Source organism: Sporichthyaceae bacterium (genome assembly GCA_036269075.1).
Taxonomy (GTDB): Bacteria; Actinomycetota; Actinomycetes; order Sporichthyales; family Sporichthyaceae; genus DASQPJ01.
Genome location: DATASX010000087.1, coordinates 18,982 through 38,763, shown reverse-complemented (window position 1 = coordinate 38,763; position 19,782 = coordinate 18,982). Strand labels below are relative to the sequence as shown.

The 19,782-nt window shown below is 69.0% G+C and carries 21 protein-coding genes; 12 read left to right on the top strand and 9 right to left on the bottom strand.

Going from position 1 to position 19,782, the window contains the following annotated elements:
- Positions 1 to 2 precede the first annotated feature (2 nt).
- On the bottom strand, positions 3 to 491 hold the full coding sequence (locus VHU88_16190) for a MarR family winged helix-turn-helix transcriptional regulator (GenBank protein HEX3613230.1): 489 nt from the start codon (positions 489 to 491) through the stop codon (positions 3 to 5).
- Positions 492 to 625: 134 nt separating this feature from the next.
- Between VHU88_16190 and VHU88_16185 the strand changes: the two genes are divergently transcribed.
- The 7 genes from VHU88_16185 to VHU88_16155 are packed head-to-tail and all read left to right on the top strand — an operon-like array spanning position 626 to position 7,538.
- Positions 626 to 2,803, top strand: coding sequence for an acetate--CoA ligase family protein (locus VHU88_16185; protein ID HEX3613229.1), 2,178 nt, complete (start codon positions 626 to 628; stop codon positions 2,801 to 2,803).
- Positions 2,796 to 4,013 (top strand): CoA transferase, encoded by a 1,218-nt coding sequence (locus VHU88_16180; GenBank protein HEX3613228.1) that lies wholly within the window; start codon positions 2,796 to 2,798, stop codon positions 4,011 to 4,013. Before VHU88_16185 ends, VHU88_16180 begins: the two co-directional genes overlap by 8 nt.
- Position 4,014: 1 nt before the next feature.
- Positions 4,015 to 4,926, top strand: coding sequence for an enoyl-CoA hydratase/isomerase family protein (locus VHU88_16175; protein HEX3613227.1), 912 nt, complete (start codon positions 4,015 to 4,017; stop codon positions 4,924 to 4,926).
- The gene (locus VHU88_16170) at positions 4,923 to 5,633 is read left to right on the top strand and encodes an enoyl-CoA hydratase/isomerase family protein (protein HEX3613226.1); all 711 of its coding nucleotides are present in this window, start codon (positions 4,923 to 4,925) and stop codon (positions 5,631 to 5,633) included. Before VHU88_16175 ends, VHU88_16170 begins: the two co-directional genes overlap by 4 nt.
- The gene (locus VHU88_16165) at positions 5,630 to 6,523 is read left to right on the top strand and encodes an enoyl-CoA hydratase/isomerase family protein (GenBank protein HEX3613225.1); all 894 of its coding nucleotides are present in this window, start codon (positions 5,630 to 5,632) and stop codon (positions 6,521 to 6,523) included. The genes VHU88_16170 and VHU88_16165 overlap by 4 nt, the downstream gene beginning before the upstream one ends.
- The gene (locus tag VHU88_16160; GenBank protein HEX3613224.1) at positions 6,520 to 7,083 is read left to right on the top strand and encodes a nuclear transport factor 2 family protein; all 564 of its coding nucleotides are present in this window, start codon (positions 6,520 to 6,522) and stop codon (positions 7,081 to 7,083) included. The genes VHU88_16165 and VHU88_16160 overlap by 4 nt, the downstream gene beginning before the upstream one ends.
- Positions 7,080 to 7,538 carry a nuclear transport factor 2 family protein gene (locus tag VHU88_16155; protein ID HEX3613223.1) on the top strand — a complete coding sequence of 153 codons (459 nt, stop codon included), beginning with the start codon at positions 7,080 to 7,082 and terminating at the stop codon, positions 7,536 to 7,538. The genes VHU88_16160 and VHU88_16155 overlap by 4 nt, the downstream gene beginning before the upstream one ends.
- On the opposite strand, the gene VHU88_16150 is transcribed toward VHU88_16155, so the two are convergent.
- Complete coding sequence (locus VHU88_16150) at positions 7,519 to 8,061, bottom strand: VOC family protein (protein ID HEX3613222.1); 543 nt, start codon at positions 8,059 to 8,061, stop codon at positions 7,519 to 7,521. The two genes, VHU88_16155 and VHU88_16150, sit on opposite strands and share 20 nt — an antisense overlap.
- Positions 8,062 to 8,176: 115 nt before the next feature.
- Here VHU88_16150 and VHU88_16145 point away from each other — a divergent pair, with 115 nt between their 5' ends.
- Together VHU88_16145 and VHU88_16140 are read left to right on the top strand one after the other, a co-directional pair.
- Positions 8,177 to 9,418: a cytochrome P450 gene (locus tag VHU88_16145; GenBank protein HEX3613221.1), complete on the top strand. Its 1,242-nt coding sequence runs from the start codon at positions 8,177 to 8,179 to the stop codon at positions 9,416 to 9,418.
- A gap of 33 nt (positions 9,419 to 9,451) precedes the next feature.
- Positions 9,452 to 10,258, top strand: coding sequence for a mycofactocin-coupled SDR family oxidoreductase (locus tag VHU88_16140; GenBank protein HEX3613220.1), 807 nt, complete (start codon positions 9,452 to 9,454; stop codon positions 10,256 to 10,258).
- On the opposite strand, the gene VHU88_16135 is transcribed toward VHU88_16140, so the two are convergent.
- The 6 genes from VHU88_16135 to VHU88_16110 all read right to left on the bottom strand — a co-directional run bounded on the left by VHU88_16135 (position 10,222) and on the right by VHU88_16110 (position 15,443).
- On the bottom strand, positions 10,222 to 11,049 hold the full coding sequence (locus tag VHU88_16135; protein ID HEX3613219.1) for a hypothetical protein: 828 nt from the start codon (positions 11,047 to 11,049) through the stop codon (positions 10,222 to 10,224). The genes VHU88_16140 and VHU88_16135 overlap by 37 nt on opposite strands.
- Positions 11,050 to 11,129: 80 nt before the next feature.
- Positions 11,130 to 13,238, bottom strand: coding sequence for a glycogen debranching protein GlgX (glgX, locus tag VHU88_16130; GenBank protein HEX3613218.1), 2,109 nt, complete (start codon positions 13,236 to 13,238; stop codon positions 11,130 to 11,132).
- 20 nt (positions 13,239 to 13,258) lie between these two features.
- Positions 13,259 to 13,615 (bottom strand): UBP-type zinc finger domain-containing protein, encoded by a 357-nt coding sequence (locus tag VHU88_16125; GenBank protein HEX3613217.1) that lies wholly within the window; start codon positions 13,613 to 13,615, stop codon positions 13,259 to 13,261.
- A 26-nt stretch (positions 13,616 to 13,641) separates the two neighbouring features.
- Complete coding sequence (locus tag VHU88_16120) at positions 13,642 to 14,046, bottom strand: VOC family protein (protein HEX3613216.1); 405 nt, start codon at positions 14,044 to 14,046, stop codon at positions 13,642 to 13,644.
- A 57-nt stretch (positions 14,047 to 14,103) separates the two neighbouring features.
- Positions 14,104 to 14,718, bottom strand: a complete 615-nt coding sequence (locus tag VHU88_16115; protein ID HEX3613215.1) for a redoxin domain-containing protein — start codon at positions 14,716 to 14,718, stop codon at positions 14,104 to 14,106.
- A 122-nt stretch (positions 14,719 to 14,840) separates the two neighbouring features.
- Positions 14,841 to 15,443: a MarC family protein gene (locus VHU88_16110; GenBank protein ID HEX3613214.1), complete on the bottom strand. Its 603-nt coding sequence runs from the start codon at positions 15,441 to 15,443 to the stop codon at positions 14,841 to 14,843.
- An 840-nt stretch (positions 15,444 to 16,283) separates the two neighbouring features.
- Here VHU88_16110 and VHU88_16105 point away from each other — a divergent pair.
- Both VHU88_16105 and VHU88_16100 read left to right on the top strand, forming a co-directional pair.
- Positions 16,284 to 16,559 (top strand): hypothetical protein, encoded by a 276-nt coding sequence (locus VHU88_16105; protein ID HEX3613213.1) that lies wholly within the window; start codon positions 16,284 to 16,286, stop codon positions 16,557 to 16,559.
- Complete coding sequence (locus VHU88_16100) at positions 16,559 to 16,978, top strand: cupin domain-containing protein (GenBank protein ID HEX3613212.1); 420 nt, start codon at positions 16,559 to 16,561, stop codon at positions 16,976 to 16,978. The genes VHU88_16105 and VHU88_16100 overlap by 1 nt, the downstream gene beginning before the upstream one ends.
- A gap of 26 nt (positions 16,979 to 17,004) precedes the next feature.
- On the opposite strand, the gene VHU88_16095 is transcribed toward VHU88_16100, so the two are convergent.
- Positions 17,005 to 18,072 (bottom strand): alpha/beta hydrolase, encoded by a 1,068-nt coding sequence (locus tag VHU88_16095; GenBank protein HEX3613211.1) that lies wholly within the window; start codon positions 18,070 to 18,072, stop codon positions 17,005 to 17,007.
- 162 nt (positions 18,073 to 18,234) lie between these two features.
- Between VHU88_16095 and VHU88_16090 the strand changes: the two genes are divergently transcribed.
- A complete protein-coding gene (locus tag VHU88_16090; GenBank protein ID HEX3613210.1) occupies positions 18,235 to 19,782 on the top strand; it encodes a long-chain fatty acid--CoA ligase in 1,548 nt (515 codons plus the stop codon).

The following is a 19,782-nucleotide window of genomic DNA, read 5'->3' as shown; positions in this document are numbered from 1 at the left end:
GTTCAGACCCCGTCCGGGGTGTCGAACTCGCACAGCCGCTCCAACGCCGGCAGGGCGGCCAACAACGTCGTGAGATCGACGTCGGACAGCGCGCCGAGGTGCTCGGACAACCACTCGTCGCGGCTGTGGCGGACGCGGTGACACTCCTCGCGCCCGGCCTTCGTCAGGCTGATCAAGAAGGATCGGCCGTCGCCCGGGTCGCGCTCGCGCTCGACCAGACCGGCTGCCGACAACTCGTTGAACGACCGGGTGACTGAGGGGGGAGTGACTCCCTCGTCGAGGGCGAGTTGCCGGGCGGTGACCGGTTGGCGCCGCTCGATCGCGAACAACAGGGATATCTGAGGGTAGGTCAGATCGTCGGCGGACTGCTGACGCAGCAGGCGCCCGACCCGCCCCAGCGCCATCCGCAGTCGGACCAACTGCGCCATCTCCAGTCGTTCGCCGGTGGGCCCGGTCCGCGACGTCCGGGCAGGCGCGCTCGCACCAGGCATGCGGCAATCCTCCGGTCGACTGGCACGAGCATAAGGCCCGCAAGTGTCCGATTTCCGGCCGGCGCCGGTTGTTGCGGCGGGATGCCCGGGCGGCATAATCAGTTTACGACGTTAACTATCTCGGAGGCCCGCAGGTGACCCTGGCTTCGACCCAAGACCGAGCCCGCCTGTCCGGCGTCGAACGACTGCGCGGCCTGTTCGCGCCGGCCTCGCTTGCCGTGGTGGGCGCCTCGGAAACCTCCAGCTGGGCGCGGAATCTGCTGCACAGCCTGTCGCTGGTGCCGGGGACCAGGACGATCGTGCCGGTCAACCCCAAGCACTCCACCCAGTTCGGGCGCCCCTCGGTGGCCTCGTTGCGCGATCTGCCCGAACCGGTCGACCTGGCCTTCGTGCTCGTGGCCGCCGACAAGGTCGAGTCGGTGCTCCGCGACGCAGCCGCCGCCGGGATCCGGCACGCCATCGTGCTGGCCGGCGGGTTCGGCGAGGCAGGGGCCGATGGCACCGACCGACAGGCAGACCTGGTCCGGATCGCCGCCGAACTGGACATCACGGTGCTGGGGCCGAACACGATCGGCTTCCTCAACCCGCACGGAGGTTTCGCGCCCTGGGCCGTGGCGACCGCGGCGCCACCGCTGGTGGGGTCGCTGGGCGCGGTCTTCGAGAGCGGCTCGATGGCCCGCGCCACCTACCAGTTCGCCCAGGCTCACGGTGTCGGTTCCAGCCTTTGGGTGTCGGTCGGCAACGGCGCGGTGGTCGATTCCATCGACGTCATCGATTACCTGGTACAGCATGAGGGCACCCGCGCTGTCGCGGTGTTCCTGGAGACGATCAAGGACGCCGCCCGCTTCCAACGTGCCACCCGAGCGGCCCTGGAGGCCGGCAAACCCGTGGTCGCGTTCAAGGCCGGCCGGTCCGAGCAGGGCCGACGTTCTGCCGCCGCGCACACGGGCGCACTGGCCACCGACGACGCCGTGGTCGACGCGGCCTTCACCCAGTGCGGTGTCACCCGGGTGTCCAGCCTGGAGGAACTGGTTGCCACCACGGGGATGTTCGCCACCACCCGGCGGATTCCGTCCGGTTCCCGAATGGGCGTGGTCACCTCCTCCGGCGGTGGCTGCAACGTGATCGCCGACCTGGCCGAGGACGAGGGCATCACGCTGCCCGCGTGGTCCTCGGGCGTCGTCGAGGCGCTGCGGGAGTCGATGCCGGCGGAGTCCTGGCTGCAGAACCCGTTGGACACCACGGGATTCGGCCACGCCCGCAAACGACACCGCCCCACCAAGGCCGAGGACGATCTGCTCGAGATCACCTGTGCCGAACCCGGCGTCGACTTCCTCTACTCGATGATGACGCCGTTGCCCGCCGCGCCGCCCGAGGACGAGGAAGCCCGCGCTGCCCTCGAGGAACGGCTGCGGATTCTCGGCGACATCGTCCGCAACTCCCCCCTGCCGGTGTTCCTCTCCTCGAACACCTGCCTCGACCTCGCGGACTACCCACGACGTCTGCTCAGCGACCAGGACCTCCAGCTGCTGCCCGGCGCCGACCTGGCCATGAAGGCTCTGGGCCACCTGGGTAGATGGTCCTCGCGTCGAGAACGCGCGCTGCGATCGATCGGCTCGACGCCGTGGGCCCGGCCGCGGCCGACCGACACCGCGGTCCGCACCTGGGCCGAGGACGAAGGTCGAGAACTGCTGGCCGCGCACGGAGTGGCCCTGGTGCCGGCGGTCCTGGCCAGGTCTGCCGAGGAGGCAGCGAAAGCGCAACTGGACTTCGGAACCGCGGTCGCACTGAAGATCTGCTCGCGCGCCGTGGCCCACAAGTCCGACGTCGGCGGTGTGCGCCTGGACGTCGCCGGGGAACAGGCCGTGCGGGCCGCGCACACCGAGATCCGGGCCGCCGTCGCGGCTGCGGCACCGGATGCCGACCAACGCGGAGTGCTGGTCAGCCCGATGCGCCCTCCCGGGGTGGACCTGATGGTCGGCGTCAGCGTCGACCCGACGTTCGGACCGGTACTCACCCTGGCCCTGGGCGGCATCTGGGTGGAGATCATGCACGACAGCGCCCTGCGCGTCCTGCCCGTGACCGAGATCGACGTGCGCGAGATGATCGACGGCCTGCGGGCTGCCCCGCTGCTGCATGGCTGCCGCGGCACTGCGGCCGTGGACGTGGACGCCGTCTGCGCGGCCGTGGTCGGCGTCACCGATGCCGCGCTGGCTCTGGGCGGTCGACTGGAGGCACTGGAGGTGAACCCGTTGCGGGTCCGCGGTTCGCAGGTCGAGGCCCTTGACGTGCTGGTGGTCACCGGTGACTGAGACCGACGAGCGACCGGGCCCATTCGCGGGCGTGCGAATCCTGGACTTCACCCGGTTCCAGCAGGGCCCGTACGCAACCCGACTGTTGGCCGACCTCGGCGCCACCGTCCTGAAGATCGAACGGCCCGGCGGGGACTGGGACCGCCGACTGCGGTTGGCGCCCGACGGGTTCTGCGGCTTCTTCTACGGCCTGAACCGCGGCAAGCACTCGGTCGCCGTCGACATCACCACCGAGCAAGGCCGCCAGATCATCCTGCGACTGGCCGCCGAGTGCGACGTGGTGATCGAGAACTTCCGGCCCGGGGTCATGGACCGACTGCGGATCGGCTACGAAGACCTGCGCGCGGTCAACGAGCGGCTGATCTTCGCCGCCGGTACCGGTTACGGGCCACACGGCCCCAGCAGCGGCGAGCCGATGTTCGACATGGTCGCCCAGGCGGTCTCCGGGGTCTCGGACTTCAACCGTGCCCCCGACGGAACCCCACGACTGGCCACGCGGGGCTACGCCGACGCCGCGGGCGGGGTGTTCCTGGCCCTCGGCGTCGCCAGCGCCCTGTACGCCAGAGCAGTACACGGCATCGGCCAACGAGTGGACGCCTCGTTGGTCGGCGCCTGTCTGGGTCTGCACGCCCCGGAGATCACCCTTTCGCTGCACGAGCAGAAGCTCTTGCGGCCGCACCGACGGGTCACCTCCACCTCGGGAGCATTCCGCTGCCGCGACGACCGTTGGTTGGTCATCGCGGCCACCGACCAGAAGCTGTGGTCGACCCTGTGCGCGGCACTGGACCGGCCGGACCTGGCCGCCGACGAGCGCTATGGCTACGGGGCGATCCGGGAACGCAACCGCGACGACCTCGAGCCGGAGATCGAGACCACCTTCGCCACCCGCGACCGCGACGAATGGTTGCCGATCCTGCGCCGCCACGGCGTACCGGTCGGCCCGGTCAACACGTTCCTGGACCTGGCCGAGGACCCCGACGCTCTGGCCAACGGCTACATCCTGGAGCAGGACGACCCGCGCTGGGGCAAGCAGAAGATCGTCGGCCATCCCTTCCACCTCAGCGAAACCCCGGCCCGGGTCGGCGAATGGACCCCCGAACTCGGCGAGGACACTCGTGACCGACTGCTGGAGGCGGGCTACACCGAGGTGGAGATAGCCGATCTGATTGAGCGTCAGATCGTCGAGGCCACCGACGCCGGAGGCAGGTGAGATGGCGCGCTACGGCACCCCGGAGAGCATCGCGGCCGCGTCGGGCCAGATCCTGCTCGACATCGACAGGGCCGGTGGGGTCGCCTGCCTGACGTTGAACCGTCCGGAGAAGCACAACGCGCTTTCGGTGCCCATGCGCGACCGGATCCGTTACCTCATGGCTGCCCTGGCCGTCGACGACGACGTGCGGGTGATCGTGTTCCGAGGACGAGGAAAGTCCTTCTGCAGCGGCAACGAGATCAACGAGGAGTGGGGGCAACGCGCCGCGCACGAGCGGCGCCGCACCCTGGCCGTCGGCTACCGCTACGGCAGCGACATGGCCTGGGGCCGGCAGGGTTTCAGCCAGGCAATCTCTCGCTCCCCGAAGATCACGATCGCCGCGGTGCACGGCTACTGCGCCGCTGCGGCCTACTTCATGATCTGTTGCAAGGTCGACCTGGTCATCGCCGCCCGCGACGCCCGCCTCGGCGCGCTGGAAGCCAGGTTCCTCGGCCCGGCCGGTGCCGTCGCGAGTGTCCACATCAACCGCATCATCGGGATGAAGGCCGCCCGACGTACCGGGTTCACCGCCACCCCGATGTCCGGGGAGGAGGCCCAACGTCTCGGCCTGGTGTCGATCACTGCCGAGGCCGCAGAACTGGAGGCGGTCGCGAACACCGTCGCCGAGCGCATCGCGGCACGCGACCGGCGCGAACTGCTTTATCTCAAGGCCCGGCTGAAATCCGCCGAGGGGCTGATGGACACCAGCGTGCCCTCGATCACCGGCCTGCTGGTCTCCCACTACCTGCAGGCCGACCACGACGAGTTGGACTTCTGGCGCACCGCTCGAGACGTCGGCGTCGGCGGGGCACTGGACGCCGACAAGACGCGAACCGGTGCGGTCGACCCGCGCGGCGACGGGGCCGGTTCGTGAGCGGCCCCGTGGTGGTGGACGTGGCCGACGCGGTGGCGACCCTCACGGTCGACGACCTCAGCCCCCTGGCGCGCTACGACCCCGCATTCACCCGGGCGCTGTGCGAGGCCGTCGAGGAGACCGCTGACAGCGACGCGGTCAAGGTCCTCGTGCTGCGCACCGCCGCACCGGACTTCTGCCCGGACCTGCCCGCAACGGCCCCGGAGAGCGAGGTGTTCACTGCCTGGGAGCAGGACTTCGCCGCCGCAACCGCGTTGTACCAGTCGTTGTGCTTCTGCAAGAAGGTGACCATGACCGTGGTGACCGGGACCTGCGGCGCGGCCGGTTCCGGGATGCTGCTGTGCACCGACTTGGCCGTGGCAGCGACCGGAGCCCGCTTCCGATCGCCGTTCCTGGACCGTCCCGAGGCCAATTTCGTCCTGGGGGCACTGATGATGCGACTCAACCGAGCAAAGGCCTGGCTGGTCCAGAACCGAGTGCTCGAGGCCGACGAGGCGCTGGCCGCCGGGCTGATCAACGAGATCACCGCCCCGGCCGACCTGGACGAGGTCGTGGCCCGCCGGGCCACCACTGTGACCCGGATGCCGCTGGACGGCATCACGATGTCGAAGATGCTCCTGCAGGCAGTCCTCGACGGGCACGGCGTCGGCCGCGAGTTCGACCAGGCCGGCTTCTACGCGAACGCGAGATGGGGCGGGCGCCGATGAACCCGGAGCGACCCGGCGCGAGCCTGAGCATGGACCCGGCGGCCCACACGGCCCGGATCACCCTGCACGGCGAAGAGTTGGACCCGCCCACCGTCCGCTTGCTGTGCGACTTTCTGGACCGCATCGAGTCCGACGACGCGATCAAGGTCGTGACACTCACCGGCGACGGGCGAAACCTCAGCAGCGGTTGGGACCCCCGCGCCGCCTGGTCGATGTACGTCGAGGCCCCCGGCGGCGCGAGCAAGAAGGTGCCCAGCCAACGGGCACGCTTGATCGCACTCGACGAATTGTGGTGGGGGCCGCGCGGCCTGTGGTCCCGGCTGCTGCACTGCCGCAAGGTCACCGTGCTCGGCGCGCACGGGACCTGCCACGAGACCGGCCTGTACCTGACCCTGTGCGCCGACCTGGTCGTGGCAAGCGCCGACGCAAGCTTCGCCAACCCACGATGGAGCCTGTACGGGGTCGACGGCGACGTCTCGCTGCTGATCGCGACCGTCGGACTGCGGCGGGCCAAGGACCTGATGTTCTGCGCCGCGCAGTGGGACGCCGCACAAGCCCTGGAGATCGGGCTGGTCGACTGGGTGGCCGCCGACGACCTGCACGCCGAGTGCGACCGCGTCGCCGCCATGTGCGCCTCGATCATGCGCGACGGGATCGTCAGCGAGAAGTACGCCGTGTTCGCGTCCCTGGCGAAGATGGGCATCGCCCATTCCTTCGCCGCGGCCACCGTCGTCGGCGCCTCCTTGACCAACATCCATTTCCAACCGGGGGAGTTCAACGCGCTGCGCGAGATCCGCGACCGTGGACCGGATGGCGCCCGCGAAGCCGGCCGCAACTGGCTGGGGATCGACCGACCCGAGCCCGACACGAACGACAAGGAGACGACGTGATCCCGTTCGACGCGGCCCAGACCTGGACCAGTTTCGAGAAGTTCAAGGACCGGCCCAGAACCCCTCGGCAGGTCCAGATCCTGCAGACCGTGATCGACCACTCGCGTGCCGAGGTGGCCGGCGACATCGACGGGGTGATGGCAACCCTGACCGCGGACCCGCAGTACCACGACTACGGCGTCTATCCCGGCGTCGTCTCCGACACCGGACCCAAGGGCCTGGACGCGGTGGTAGGGCTCTACCGGGCCATGGTCGACTGCGGCTCCTACGTGATCGAGTCGCAGAAGCACCGGGTGATCGTCGACGACGAGCGCCTGGTTTCCGAGGGAACGTTCCGGCAGATCCTGCCCGCGGCCGCAGCCCACGCCCAGGGTCTCGTCGGCGCCGACGCCACCGGCCACTTCCTGGTAACCGCGCGCACTGTGGTGTTCTGGGAGTTCGACGAAGCCGGTCGGGCCAAGGGGGAGGACCGCTACGTCTTCGTCCAGAGTGTGGACCCGCTGGACGAGGCCGACCTGCCGGCCGACTACCCGGACCGACTGCGCATGGCGCGCGCATGAGCGGCTTGACCGACAGCGAACGACTGGACCGACTGGAGAGCCGGCACGAGATCGGAGACTTGGTCGCGGGATACTGCGAAGGCGTCGACCGCAAGGACCTGGACAAGTTCGTCGGGCTCTGGCACCCGGACGCGGTCTATCTGATCGGCGCGGGTCGCGGCGACTTCCACGGCCTGCAGGAGATTCGTCGTTTTCCCGAGGTCGCGGCACGCGCCTGGGTCCAGACCCACCACTGGACGACCAACCACGTCATCACCTTCATCGACGCGGATTCCGCGAGTGGACGAAGTGACTGCATCGCGATCTGTGAGCATCACGGGGGAGGCGCGTCGGTGATCTCGGCGACCTACCTGGACTCCTACACCCGCCGTGGGGGTGGCTGGAAGTTCAGCCGGCGCCAGGTGATCCGCTGGTTCGTGTCCTCCGAACTGGACATCAAGCTCCTGCCGCCCTGAGGCGCCCGCGCGGTTCGGCGAACGGCGACCGATAGGCCACGCCCTGCTCGAGGGCTGCTTGCGCCATCCAGGCGTCGATGTCGTCCGCAACCGAGTCGTCCACCAACTCGATCCACATGCCCGGTTGGACCGGATGCCGGTGGTAGGTCGCCCGATGGACTCCGCCGTCGGCGCCCACCCCGGACAGTTCGGCGGGGAAACCCAATTGCTCCAGCCGCGCGGACTGACCGCGCAGATCGTCGGTGTAGTAGCCGACGTGATGGATGTGCCGGTCGGTGCTCAGGTGCAGGTACGGACCGGGGTCGACCTGCTCGAGCAACTCGACGTGGTGCGGCCCTTCCAGGCTGTAGGTGAAGCGGACCTCGCGGGGCACCACCCCGGCCGGGCAGCGCATCGGCGTGGCCGCCGTCTTGGGTGGGGCCCAGTGGAACCCGAACGCCGCGGTCCACAATTGGGAGGCCACTTCGAGGTCGTCGACGATGACGCCGGTGTGGAACATCGTCAGTCCGTCCGGGCCGATCATCGCGCACTCCCGTCATGTGCAGAATTCGCACAACGTGGGCTCGAAAGTCCACCGCCGTGGATCGTAGTGTTTTACCAGCGAAACTAACTGGTTTCATCCGGAAGGAGGCGGTGCCGTGGCGACCGGCGGTCAACCGATCCTTCCCAGCCTGCTCGACCCAGCCGTGCTGGCCGACCCGCACGCGCTCTACCGCCGGCTGCGAGCCGAACGCCCGTGTCACTGGGACGCCAGTATCGGCAGCTGGCTGGTGACCCGGCACGCCGACGTCGGCACCGGATACCGCGACCCCGCCTTCACGACCAAGAACTACGCGTGGCAACTCGAACCGGTCTTCGGCCGCGGCCTGCTGCAGATGGACGGCCGGGAGCATGCGCGCAAGCGCGGTCTGGTGAACCCACATTTCCGGGGCAAGGGCGCCGAGCGGTGGAACGGTGTGATCGCCCGCAACGCGCAGGCCTTGATCGAACGCATCGTCGCCGTACGGGTCGAGGCCTTGACCGCCGCCCAACCCGTCGGTGCGGTCGAGTTCTGCAGCCAGTACGCCCACCAGTTGCCGATCGCCGTGATTGCCGATGTACTCGGCCTGCCCGAGAGCGACCAACCCCAGTTCTTCGCCTGGTACACCGCCATGATCGCCTTCCTGTCCAACCTGGCCGGCGACCCTGCCGTGGCGGCTGCCGGGGTGCGCGCCAAGGCCGAGTTCGACGCCTACATCACCCCGTTCATCGAGAAGCGTCGTGCCGAACCGGGGGATGATCTGATCTCGGCGATGTGCACGGCGGTGGTCGACGGGGAGAGCCTGGACGACACCGAGGTCCGCACCCACGTCACCCAGTTGCTGGTGGCCGGGGCCGAGACCACCGACCGCACCCTGGGCAACATGATCGCGCTGCTGTTGATACACCCCGACCAGTTCGAGGCAGTCCGCGACGACCGTGGCCTGGTCCCCGCGGCGATCGCCGAGACCTTGCGGCACAGCCCGCCCTCGCAGATGAACGCGCGGGTGCTCGACCGGGACGTGGAGATCGCCGGGACGGCCGTACCAGCCGGTGCCACGGTGACGCTGGTCATCGCCTCGGCCAACCGTGACGAACGCCGGTTCAGCGAGCCCGACCGGTTCGACATCCACCGGCCGGACCTCTCCGCGGAGCGAGCTTTCACCGCCGCCGGCGAGCATTTCGCCTTCGGCTCCGGCCGGCATTTCTGCCTCGGCGCGATGCTGGCCAAGGCCGAGCTCGAGTACAGCGCCAATGCGCTTCTCGACCGATTCCCGGCGATGCGACTGGCCGAGGACTTCACGCCCACCTTCAGCGGGCTGAAGATGCGTGCCGTCACAGAGCTGCAACTCCTGCTGTAGGGGTCGAACAACCAGTCACGACGGAGGAAGACCATGGGACGAGTGCAGGGCAAGGTCGCACTGATCACCGGCGCCGGGCGGGGGCAAGGCCGCAGCCACGCGATCCGGCTGGCCGAGGAGGGCGCCGACATCATCGCGATCGACGCCTGCGTCGACTACGAGACGATGAACTACGCCATGGCCACTCCCGAGGACCTGGCCCAGACGGCCAAGGCGGTCGAGGCCCTGGATCGACGCATCCTCACTCGGCAGGTCGACACCCGCGACCTGGCCGGGTTGACCCAGGCCGTCGAGGACGGCGTGGCCGAACTGGGAAAGCTCGACATCGTCAGCGCCAACGCCGGGATCTGCAGCATCCAGAACTGGGATGAGGTCACGCCGCAGCTGTGGCAGGACACGATCGACGTCCTGCTCACCGGGACCTGGCACACCTGCCGGGCCACCATCCCGCACCTGATCGCCAACGGCGGGGGGTCCATCATCATCACCGGCTCGACCGCCGCGGTGAAGGGCCAGGCGTTCCTCACCCCCTACGTCGCCGCCAAGCACGGCGTGGTGGGGATCATGCAGAGCCTCGCGAACGAACTGTCGCTGCAGAACGTGCGGGTCAACTGTGTGCACCCCACCGGCGTGAACACCCCGCTGGTCGCCGGATTCGGCGGCCTCGAGACACTCCTGGCGCGCAACCCGCACCAGGCACCCTGTTTCGTCAATGCCTTGCAGGTGGACATGATGGAGCCGATCGACGTCTCCAACGCCGTCCTCTACCTGGCATCCGACGAATCCCGGTACGTGACCGGCAGTCAGCTCGTCGTGGACGCAGGCAACCTCGCCCGGTGAGCTGCGGTTGCCTCGCCGCAGTTCGGCCCGAGCGCGGCGTGCCAACGCAGCACCGAGGTGCGAAGCTGCACGGACATGATCAGCATCCAGAGTCCGTAGAACACCACGCCGAAGTAGAAGACGAAGACCCCGTGCCAGGCGAACGGGCCGCTCTTGAAGAAGTAGGCCAGCAGTGCGGGCACGAAGGACAGGGCGACCCAGATGTTGAGATAGCCCAACCACCGTGGCAACAGCGGCTGTTCCCGATCGTCGGTGAGGATGGCTGCGGCGATCACCAGGCCCTGCAGGGCGAAAGGGCCGACCGGGGTGAGGAACAAGATCCAGCCCAGGTCGTGCAGCGCCTGGGTGGTCTCCGGGTTGCGGCCCGGACGGAACGCGGCCACTTCCAGGACGATCATCGGGACGAGCAGCATCACCCAGGTCACCGCCCCGGTGATGGCCGCAAGGATCGCCAGCACCGGAGAGCCGCCGCGGGCAAGACGCCACATCTGAAGAGTGATCAGCGCGAGCAGTGGTCCGACCAGGCACACCCCGAGGCTCGCCAGCATCAGGCCGACGCGGATTGAGGTCAGATGTTGGACGTAGTAGTGAACGACCTGGGTGGGGGTGTCGTTCGCTTTCGGCGGCAGGGGCAGGAAGCGCGCCAGCACGAACCCGGCGAGCGCGACGGCAAGCCCGACCAGACCGGCCCACGCGCAGCCGAGTTCGGCCAGGCGCCCGGTGGATCGCGACGTCGCACCGTTGTCGCGCGGTTCCGCGCGGGGCGGGTCAGGAGCCAGATGCTGCGCCATGAGCCATCCCCAATCCCCGCGCCTGGACATCGTGTCCGCACATAGTGTTGCACGCGGCCACGCCGGCCAAGGTTGGGGTCTCAGGTCTGTTCGTGGGCCGCTCGCAGCACGACCACGGAGCGGCCACGGACCCGGTAGGTGGCCCCGGCGGGGGGTCCGGCGCCCGTGGATCCGTCGGGGGGGACAGGACGGGCGGTGTCCAGGATCGGCTCCCAGGTCTGGGTCTGGTCCCTGGGCATGACCCAGTCCATGTCGGCGGGGTCGGCATTGAACAGCAGCAGGAACGTGGCGTCGACAATGCGATCGCCGTCCGCGTCGGGTTCGGTGATGGACTGCCCGTTGAGGAACATGCCGATCGTCCGGGCGAACCCCGCGTTCCAGTCCTGGTCGCTCATCCGGTCGCCGTCGGGTCGGTACCACCCGAGGTCGATCGTGCCGCGTATCGGCCTGCCCTGGAACCAGCGCTTGCGGCGCAGCACCGTGTGCTCACGACGCAGTGCGATCAGTCGGCGGGTGAAGTCCAGCAACTCGGTGTCGAGGTGTGCCCAGTCGAACCAGGAGATCTCGTTGTCCTGGCAGTAGCCGTTGTTGTTCCCGCGTTGGGTGCGACCGATCTCGTCGCCACCGAGCAACATCGGGACTCCCTGGGACAGCAGCAAGGTGGCCAGGAAGTTGCGTTGCTGACGCTGCCTCAGTTCGAGCACGACCGGATCAGCGCTCTGGCCCTCGGCCCCGCAGTTCCAGGACCGGTTGTTGCTGTCGCCGTCGGCGTTGCCCTCGCCGTTCGCCTCGTTGTGCTTGTCGTTGTAGGAGACCAGGTCGTGCAGGGTGAAGCCGTCGTGCGCCGTGACGAAGTTGACGGATGCGACCGGGCGGCGCATGTCGCCGGCATACAGGTCGCTGCTGCCGGTCAGCCGGGAGGCGAACTCCGGGACTTCGGCCGGTTCGCCGCGCCAGAAGTCGCGCACGGTGTCGCGGTAGCGGCCGTTCCACTCCGACCACAGTGGCGGGAAATGGCCGACCTGGTACCCGCCGTCGCCGAGGTCCCACGGCTCGGCGATCAGCTTCACCTGCGAGACCACCGGGTCCTGCGCGACCAGGTCGAAGAACGCGGACAGCCGGTCCACGTCGTGGAACTGGCGGGCCAAAGCGGCTGCCAGGTCGAAGCGGAACCCGTCGACATGCATCTCGGTGACCCAGTACCGCAGCGAGTCCATGATCAGTCGTAGCGTGTTCGGGTCGTCGACGTTCAGGCTGTTGCCGGTCCCGGTCGTGTCGTAGTAGTAGCGCCGGTCGTCGTTCACCAGGCGGTAGTAGGCGGTGTTGTCGATCCCCTTGAACGACAGCGTCGGGCCCAGCTGGTTGCCCTCGGCGGTGTGGTTGTAGACCACGTCGAGGATCACCTCGATCCCGGCGGCGTGCAGGGCGCGCACCATCGACTTGAACTCCGGCACCTGCCGGCCGCCACCGCCGGTGGCGGAGTATGCGTCGTGCGGGGCCAGGAAGCCGATGGTGTTGTAGCCCCAGTAGTTGCGCAGGCCACGCTGGATCAGTTGGGACTCGTGCAGGAACTGGTGCACCGGCAGCAACTCCACCGCCGTCACTCCTAGACGCGTCAGGTACTCGATCACGGCCGGGTGCGCCAGGCCGGTGTAGGTCCCGCGCTGCTCGGTGGGCACATCGGGATGACCTGCGGTGAAGCCTTTGACGTGGACCTCGTAGATCACCGATTGGTTCAGCGGGACCTCCGGATGGCGATCGCCGGCCCAGTCGAAGCCGGGGTCGATCACCACCGAGCGGGGCACATGCGCGGCCGAGTCGGCGTCGTTGCGAGAATGCTCGTCGCCGAAGTTGTAGGCGAAGCAGGCCTGGTCGTAATCGACCTGCCCGTCGATTGCCTTCGCGTAAGGGTCCAGCAGCAACTTGTTCGGGTTGCACCGCAAACCCGCGGACGGGTCCCACGGCCCGTGCACCCGATACCCGTACCGCCGGCCCGGGCCCACCCCCGGCACCTGCCCGTGCCAGCACCACGCGTCGAGCTCCTCCAGTCGGAGCCGTTCCTCCGTGCCGTCCTCGTCGAACAGGCAGAGCTCGACCGACTCCGCAACCTGGGAGAACAAGGAGAAATTCGTGCCCTCCCCGTCCCAGGTCGCACCGAGCGGGAATGCCCTACCGGGACGGACTTTCATCACCGATGTCCCCGACATCCTCAGCCAAGGAGCTCCTGCCAATTCTTGGGCACCCGTCCGACGGGGCCGGGGGATCCTTGAGCGATCGGTCGATGTTGCGGGTCGGCCAGTTCCGGTCCGTCGTAGCCGTAGTACTCCTCGGTGCGGAAGTTCCAGATCCAGTCCTCGCCAGGTTCGAAGGACCGGATGTACGGGTGCCCGCTCGACGCCGCATGCGAGGTGGCGTGCTTGCGCAGGGAGTCGTCGCAGCACCCGATGTGGCCGCACTGCATGCAGCGCCGCAGATGCACCCACCAACCGCCGGTGGCGTCGCACTCCAGACATCCCGTGCCGCTCGGCGCCACGGTCGGGTCGATACCCGGGATACCAGTTGTCATGTTCCCTCCGTCCTTGCGGTTGGCCGTTATTGCCAGTGGGCGGGGGACCAGTCCCCGCTCGGGTCCGTTGTCTGCCCCACCTCGATCAGATGACCATCCGGATCGCGGATGTAGCAACGGATCTCGTACTCGTGCTGCTTCGGCGGCGTCAGGAACTCAGCGCCTCGGGCGCTCCATTCGGCGTACCGGGCCGCGATGTCTTTGACACGGATGTTGAGAAAGCTGCTGACCCGAGCGGGGTCGCTCGGCGCCTGCAGGGTGACCGCGGGCTTGTCATCGGTCGGGCCACCGCCGACATTGATGATGATCCAGCTGTTGGCCAGTGCGACATAGGTCGGCTCCGGGCCGAAGACCACGGTGCCGCCGAGTACGTGGGTGTAGAAACGGACGGAGCGCTCGACATCGTCGGAGACGATGAAGTGGGCCAGCACAATTCCGTCCGGGGGTGCGGGTGATTCAGCCACCGTGGACCTCCGTCGATCGGGCGTTCAGAGGACACCTTCGTCGTGCTGGATCGCCACGGCGGCTTCGGCCAATCGCCGGTCCCAGCCGTGGAACTGCGACAGTTCGCCTGCGTCCCACGCCTGGCGCAGCCCAGGCTTGCTGAGGTCCCAGTCCGGGCGGATCTCCTGGCTCGCGGCCCGTAGGTCGTGCCACAGCTCGGCGATGGATGGCCGGCCCCAGTACCAATAACCGTTGTAGACGCTGTGGATGATCAGTCCCGGCTTGAGGATGATCGTGTGCGGGATCATCGGGTTGTGCTCGGGGTCGGTGTACTCCTGGATGTCGAGGTCCTTCTGGACGGTCCGACCAGGATCCGCGAGGAAGGTCCATTGCGCGCCGACCGAGGCGCGGAACTCCTGCAGGACGTGGTGCTCGTCGGTGGTGATCGTGGCGACCTGGGTGTAGGCGACCGCGATCTGGGACTGGAACGCCGCAAGTTCCCGGTGCTGCTGGTGTTCCTTCGGGCAGTAATGACCCCGAGCCAAGGTGAGGATCAACGGGTCGCGCCCCTGAATCTCGCTGAGCGGGCGGACGGTTTCGGTGTGGTCGGGCAGCGCGTAGTCGGGGAAAACCCCGCCCGGGACGATGTCGGAACGCATGGATGGGTCACCTCTCCTGGGCCATCGGTAGGGATGTTCTCCCGCTGATGATCATGGTCAAAGATTGACAGCTCGGGCGAGGGACTCGCGCCAGGGTGACACCCTGGCGAGACGGGCCAGGGTCATCTCTGCAGCCCCGGTGCCAGCGCGAGGACGCCGTGCGCGATCAGTTCGACGGCGATCGCCAGGATCAGGAAGCCGAAAATTCGCGTGAGCGCTGCTATCCCGGTGACGCCAAGTCGGTTCAGGAGTGGGTCGCCGGCGACCAGCACCAGGGCGACCACCACGCCCATGACAACCGAACCGAGCACGATGCCGAACTCCGCGGGGACGGAGTTAGAACGACTCGACAGGGCGATCACGGTCCCGATCGCTCCAGGGCCGGCCAGCAACGGCATCGCCATCGGGGAGAAGGAAATGTCATCGGCGGCCACCGCGGCCCCGTGCTCGGCCTGCGTCAGCCTGGGCCCGTTGGTGACCATCCCGTAAGCGGTACGGGCGACGACCAGGCCACCGGCTATCTGCAATGCAGGCAGCGAGATCCCCAACCCGTGCAGCAGTCCCTTGCCGGCCGCGGTGAAGGTGACCAGCAGGAGGATCACCCAACCGGCGGTGCGCAACGCCTGCGCCCGGCGCCGGGCCGGGCTGTCATCGACGGTCAGGGCGAAGAACGCCGGCAGGTTGCCGATCGGGTTCATGATCGGGAACAGCGACAGCAGCGTCACGGAGAAGGCTTGCGACAGTCCTTTCAACTGACGCACCGGATCGCTCGGTCGGCCCGGTGTCGAAGTCGGCCGTCGAGGTCGAAAGTCATGCCGGCCTCCAACCGGTAGTCAGCGCGACCCGCAGCCGGTCGCAGTCCGCCCGGCACCAACGTAGGCCGCCTGCCGGAGCCGATCGCACCAGGGCCTGGCCCTGGGGCGGTCCCGGCCACCCCTCGGTCCCTGGGGCTGCCAGGATGACCAGGGACAGGGCGCAGGTGCGATCGCCCGGCTGACTGGGCACCGTGGGCCCCGGTGGCGCCGGCCGGTTGCCACCGGGACAGGGCAGCAAGGAGCGCGTGGGTCGACATGGCACTCGAGGTGGTGGCGTTGCCCGTCTCCGATGTAGCGCGGGCCAAGGACTTCTACGTGAACCCGGGGTGGCGCGCGGATGCCGATCTGGCACCCGATTAGGACTTCGGGCGGTCCAACTGACCCCTCCGGGGTTCAAGGCTGGCCCCGGGAAGCCTCGTTCGCGCCCGTGGCACTGCCTGGCCGCACCCGGGCACCACCGGGCCCCGATCCCGAGATGACGCCCCGTCAGGATGCAGCAGGGCACGGCCTATCCGACCCCGCGGTGCGCCACGCGGGGTACCAGGGACACTCACGGGTGCGAACGTTCCGCGGACAGGACAGATTTGGCCTGCTGGCCAGTAGGTCCATCGGAGGCGAATCCGCGTACACCGAGCGGCGAGGTAAATCCTCAACCCTGGAAGGAGAATACGAGATGATCACTACCACGCTCCGCCGGCCCGCGGATCCGCCGCACCGCCGGTCGGGCTCGGCGGCGAAAACCGACACGGGGTGGAGGCAACCGACGCGGACCTGTTCCGGGCGCTGGCCTCGGAAGGTCCGCGCGAGGCCCGAGCGGATCCGCCGTGGCTGCGTGCCGCGGCGCTGGGGCCCACGGCCTGGCTGGGGAGCTATGCGCTGCTCCCGCTGGCGAAGGTCTACCAGCCGATCTGGAAGTACGACGCCCGCACCCTGGGCAAGGACCTCTCGGCGCATCTGGTCTTCGGCGCCGCCACCGGTACCGCTTTCGCGGCGCTGACCCACCGTCACACTGCAGGAGTTCGATGATGCGCACGCACCAACCGGACCAGGACGTCTTCCGATCGGTTCTGCCCGAGGATATCCGCTGGGAGTCGTTCCCGGCGTTCCCGCCGTCGGTCCGCCTGGCCGTCGTCGTCGGCCACCCGAGCGAGCCCGGGCCCTATGTCATCCGGGTGAAGGCCCCCGGCGGGGTCAAGCTGATGCCGCACCGCCACCCGGAGGATCGCGTCTACACAGTGATGTCCGGGGTGTTCTACATCGGCCTGGGGGCGGAGTTCGATGACCGAAAGCTCCAGGCGTACCCGCCAGGGGCCGTCGTCGTACTGCCGGGCGGGACCGATCACTTCCACTGGGCGAAGGCTGGTGAGTACATCACCCAGGTGACCGCGATCGGGCCGCTCGACCTCGAATACGTGAATCTGCAGGACGATCCGCGCCAGGCGTGACGGCCACGGCCGGCGAAGGCCGTCAACTATCCGCCCAGGGAACGGGCGAATCCGCTGATGTCCCGGATGGTGGCGGCGTACACGTCCGGCAGCGCCGCCCGGAAGATGACGTCGCCGGCGTGGCACGTGCCGGGCACAATCCGGGCGGCGGCGGGGACACCGGCCGCGATCAGCCGCTGGTACATGGCCAGGCCGTCGTCGCGCAGCGGGTCGAGTTCGTTCACCGAGATGATCGTCGGCGGCAGCCCGGTCAGATCGGCCGCGGCGGCGTGCGACGGCCAACAGGTGGCCTCCTGGGCGTTCTTGCCCTCCGGGTCGTAGACCTCCGCCAGCAGGACCAGCATGGATTCGGAGATGAAGTACCCGTCGTTCTCGCGCGCCGAGGTCAGCGCGGTGGCGCCGTCGCGCGGGTCGTGGACGTAAGGGCACTGGGCGTAGAGGCCGGCGATCTCACCGATCCAGCCCTCCCGATTCGCGCGCACCGCGGTGGCCAGCGTCAGGTTGCCGCCGCCGGACTCCCCGGACACGACGATGTGTGAACCACCGAGTTCCCCGAGGTGCGCGTGCACCCACCGGACCGCGTCCGCGCAGTCGTCGGGCCCGGCCGGGTACGGATGCACGCCCTGTGCGCCGCCGCCGTTGCGGAACTCGACGCCGACCACCACCAGGCCGCTCGCGGCCAGCTCGTCGCGCCACCGCGTGTAGGCAGCGCCGCCGGCCTCGAGCAGCACCATTCCGCCGCCGTGCATGTGCACGATGCACGGCAGCGGGCCGATGGCGCCCGCAGGCTTGTGCACGTGGAGCGTGATCTCGTGGCCCGCGGTGCCCGGCACCGTCAACGTCTTCCGGTCCACACCGGCAACCGGGTCGACACCGGCCAGGGCGGCGCCGAAGAGAGCTTCGAAACCCTCCTCCGCGGCGGCGATGAAGCCGAGCAGGTCCTCCCGCGGGGAGGTGACGGTCAACGGGGGTTCGGCCGCGAGCGCGTCGAGACCGAACGCGGCCAACGCGGTGGCCAGTCGGGCGTCGGTGCGCGGGTCGGTGCCGAGGGAGGAGGCCGGGTCGCCCAGTCGGCCGGGTGCGATGTCGGACATGCGCTCCACCTTCTCTGTGGCCGGGGAACGTCCTGGTCGCTCCGGCGTCCGGCCGAGCCTATGCAGAGCAGTGGTACCTGGCCAGAGTCTTCGACGCTGCAGACAGTGCAGGCCCGGGTGTGGTCGACTGCCGCCAGTGGCCGTGCGACTGCGGGAGTGCCGATGTATCTGACCCAGGGGCTGCACCGGGCGCTGGCCCAGACGCCGGAGCTGCCCGCGACGATCTTCGGCGACCGGATTCGGACCTGGCGGGAGTCGGTGGACCGCATTGCGCGGCTGGCCGGAGGCCTGCGTGAGCTCGGGGTCGCGGCCGGGGATCGCGTCGCGATCCTCGCGCTGAACTCCGACGTCTACCACGAGACGCTGTCGGCGATCTCGTGGGGGGACGGTGTCGTCGTACCGGCCAACACGCGGTGGAGCGCCGCGGAGATCGGCTTCTCGCTGGCCGATTCCGGCAGCACGGTGCTGGTCGTCGATGACGCGTTTGCCGCGATGGTGCCGGAGTTACGGGCGCACGCGCCGGGCCTCGGCGCGGTGCTGCACACCGGGAGCGGGCCGGCGCCGCAGGGCGCGCTGGACCTGGAGGCCGTGATTGCGGGTGCCGACCCGGTCGCCGATGTGCGTCGGGGTGGGGACGCGTTGGCCGGGATCTACTACACCGGCGGCACGACAGGCCTGTCGAAGGGTGTGATGCTCAGCCACGCGAACCTGCTCACCTCGGCGCTGGGCATGGCCGCGGCAGGGCATTTCATGGTCGCCGGTGGGCGGTACCTGCATGCGGCGCCGATGTTCCACCTCGCCGACGGGGCCGCGTGGACGGCACGCAACTGCCTGGGTGGCACCCACGTCATGGTTGCGGGGTTCACCCCAGCCGGGGTGGCCGCGGCGATCGAGGCACACCGGGTGACCGAGGTGCTGCTGGTCCCGACGATGATCCAGATGCTGGTGGACGATCCGGCGTGTGCCGATGCGGACCTCTCTAGCCTGCGGCACTTGTTGTACGGCGCTTCGCCGATCTCGGAGGCGGTGCTGGAGCGGGCGGCGAAGCGGTTGCCCACCGTGGAGTTCACCCAGGCCTACGGCATGACCGAGTTGTCACCGGTCGCGACGTTGCTCGGCCCGGCCGAGCACGGGGTCGAACGGTTGCGCCGATCGGCCGGCCGCGCGGCCCCGCACGCGGAGGTGCGCATCGTCGACCCGGACGACAACGAGGTGCCGACCGGGGCCACCGGGGAGATCGTCTGCCGCGGTGGGCACGTGATGCTCGGCTACTGGAAGCGGCCGCAGGAGACGGCAGCCGCCTTACGCGGAGGCTGGATGCACACCGGCGACGGCGGTTATCTCGACGCGGACGGCTACCTGTTCGTCGTCGACCGGATCAAGGACATGATCGTGTCCGGCGGGGAGAACGTCTACTCCGCGGAGGTCGAGAACGCCTTGGCCGCCCACCCCGGCGTCGCCGCCTGCGCGGTCATCGGCGTCCCGGACGAGCAGTGGGGCGAACGGGTCCACGCCGTGGTCGTGCGCGCCCCCGGCGCGACTGCGACCGAGGACGAGCTGCGGGATCACGTCCGTGCGCTGATCGCGAGCTACAAGACACCCCGCAGCGTCGAGTTCGTCGAGGCCCTCCCGCTGTCCGGAGCCGGGAAGGTCCTCAAGCGCGAACTCCGCGCCCCGTACTGGGCGGCGCAGGCCCGCGGGGTGTCCTGA

Excerpts from the sequence above, each read along its gene's own strand:
- VHU88_16190 (HEX3613230.1), bottom strand. The coding sequence starts at position 491 with ATGCCTGGTGCGAGCGCGCCTGCCCGGACGTCGCGGACCGGGCCCACC.
- VHU88_16175 (HEX3613227.1), top strand. The coding sequence starts at position 4,015 with ATGGCGCGCTACGGCACCCCGGAGAGCATCGCGGCCGCGTCGGGCCAG.
- VHU88_16165 (HEX3613225.1), top strand. The coding sequence starts at position 5,630 with ATGAACCCGGAGCGACCCGGCGCGAGCCTGAGCATGGACCCGGCGGCC.
- VHU88_16155 (HEX3613223.1), top strand. The coding sequence starts at position 7,080 with ATGAGCGGCTTGACCGACAGCGAACGACTGGACCGACTGGAGAGCCGG.
- VHU88_16150 (HEX3613222.1), bottom strand. The coding sequence starts at position 8,061 with ATGATCGGCCCGGACGGACTGACGATGTTCCACACCGGCGTCATCGTC.
- VHU88_16140 (HEX3613220.1), top strand. The coding sequence starts at position 9,452 with ATGGGACGAGTGCAGGGCAAGGTCGCACTGATCACCGGCGCCGGGCGG.
- VHU88_16135 (HEX3613219.1), bottom strand. The coding sequence starts at position 11,049 with ATGGCGCAGCATCTGGCTCCTGACCCGCCCCGCGCGGAACCGCGCGAC.
- glgX (HEX3613218.1), bottom strand. The coding sequence starts at position 13,238 with ATGAAAGTCCGTCCCGGTAGGGCATTCCCGCTCGGTGCGACCTGGGAC.
- VHU88_16125 (HEX3613217.1), bottom strand. The coding sequence starts at position 13,615 with ATGACAACTGGTATCCCGGGTATCGACCCGACCGTGGCGCCGAGCGGC.
- VHU88_16115 (HEX3613215.1), bottom strand. The coding sequence starts at position 14,718 with ATGCGTTCCGACATCGTCCCGGGCGGGGTTTTCCCCGACTACGCGCTG.
- VHU88_16100 (HEX3613212.1), top strand. The coding sequence starts at position 16,559 with ATGCGCACGCACCAACCGGACCAGGACGTCTTCCGATCGGTTCTGCCC.
- VHU88_16095 (HEX3613211.1), bottom strand. The coding sequence starts at position 18,072 with ATGTCCGACATCGCACCCGGCCGACTGGGCGACCCGGCCTCCTCCCTC.
- VHU88_16090 (HEX3613210.1), top strand. The coding sequence starts at position 18,235 with ATGTATCTGACCCAGGGGCTGCACCGGGCGCTGGCCCAGACGCCGGAG.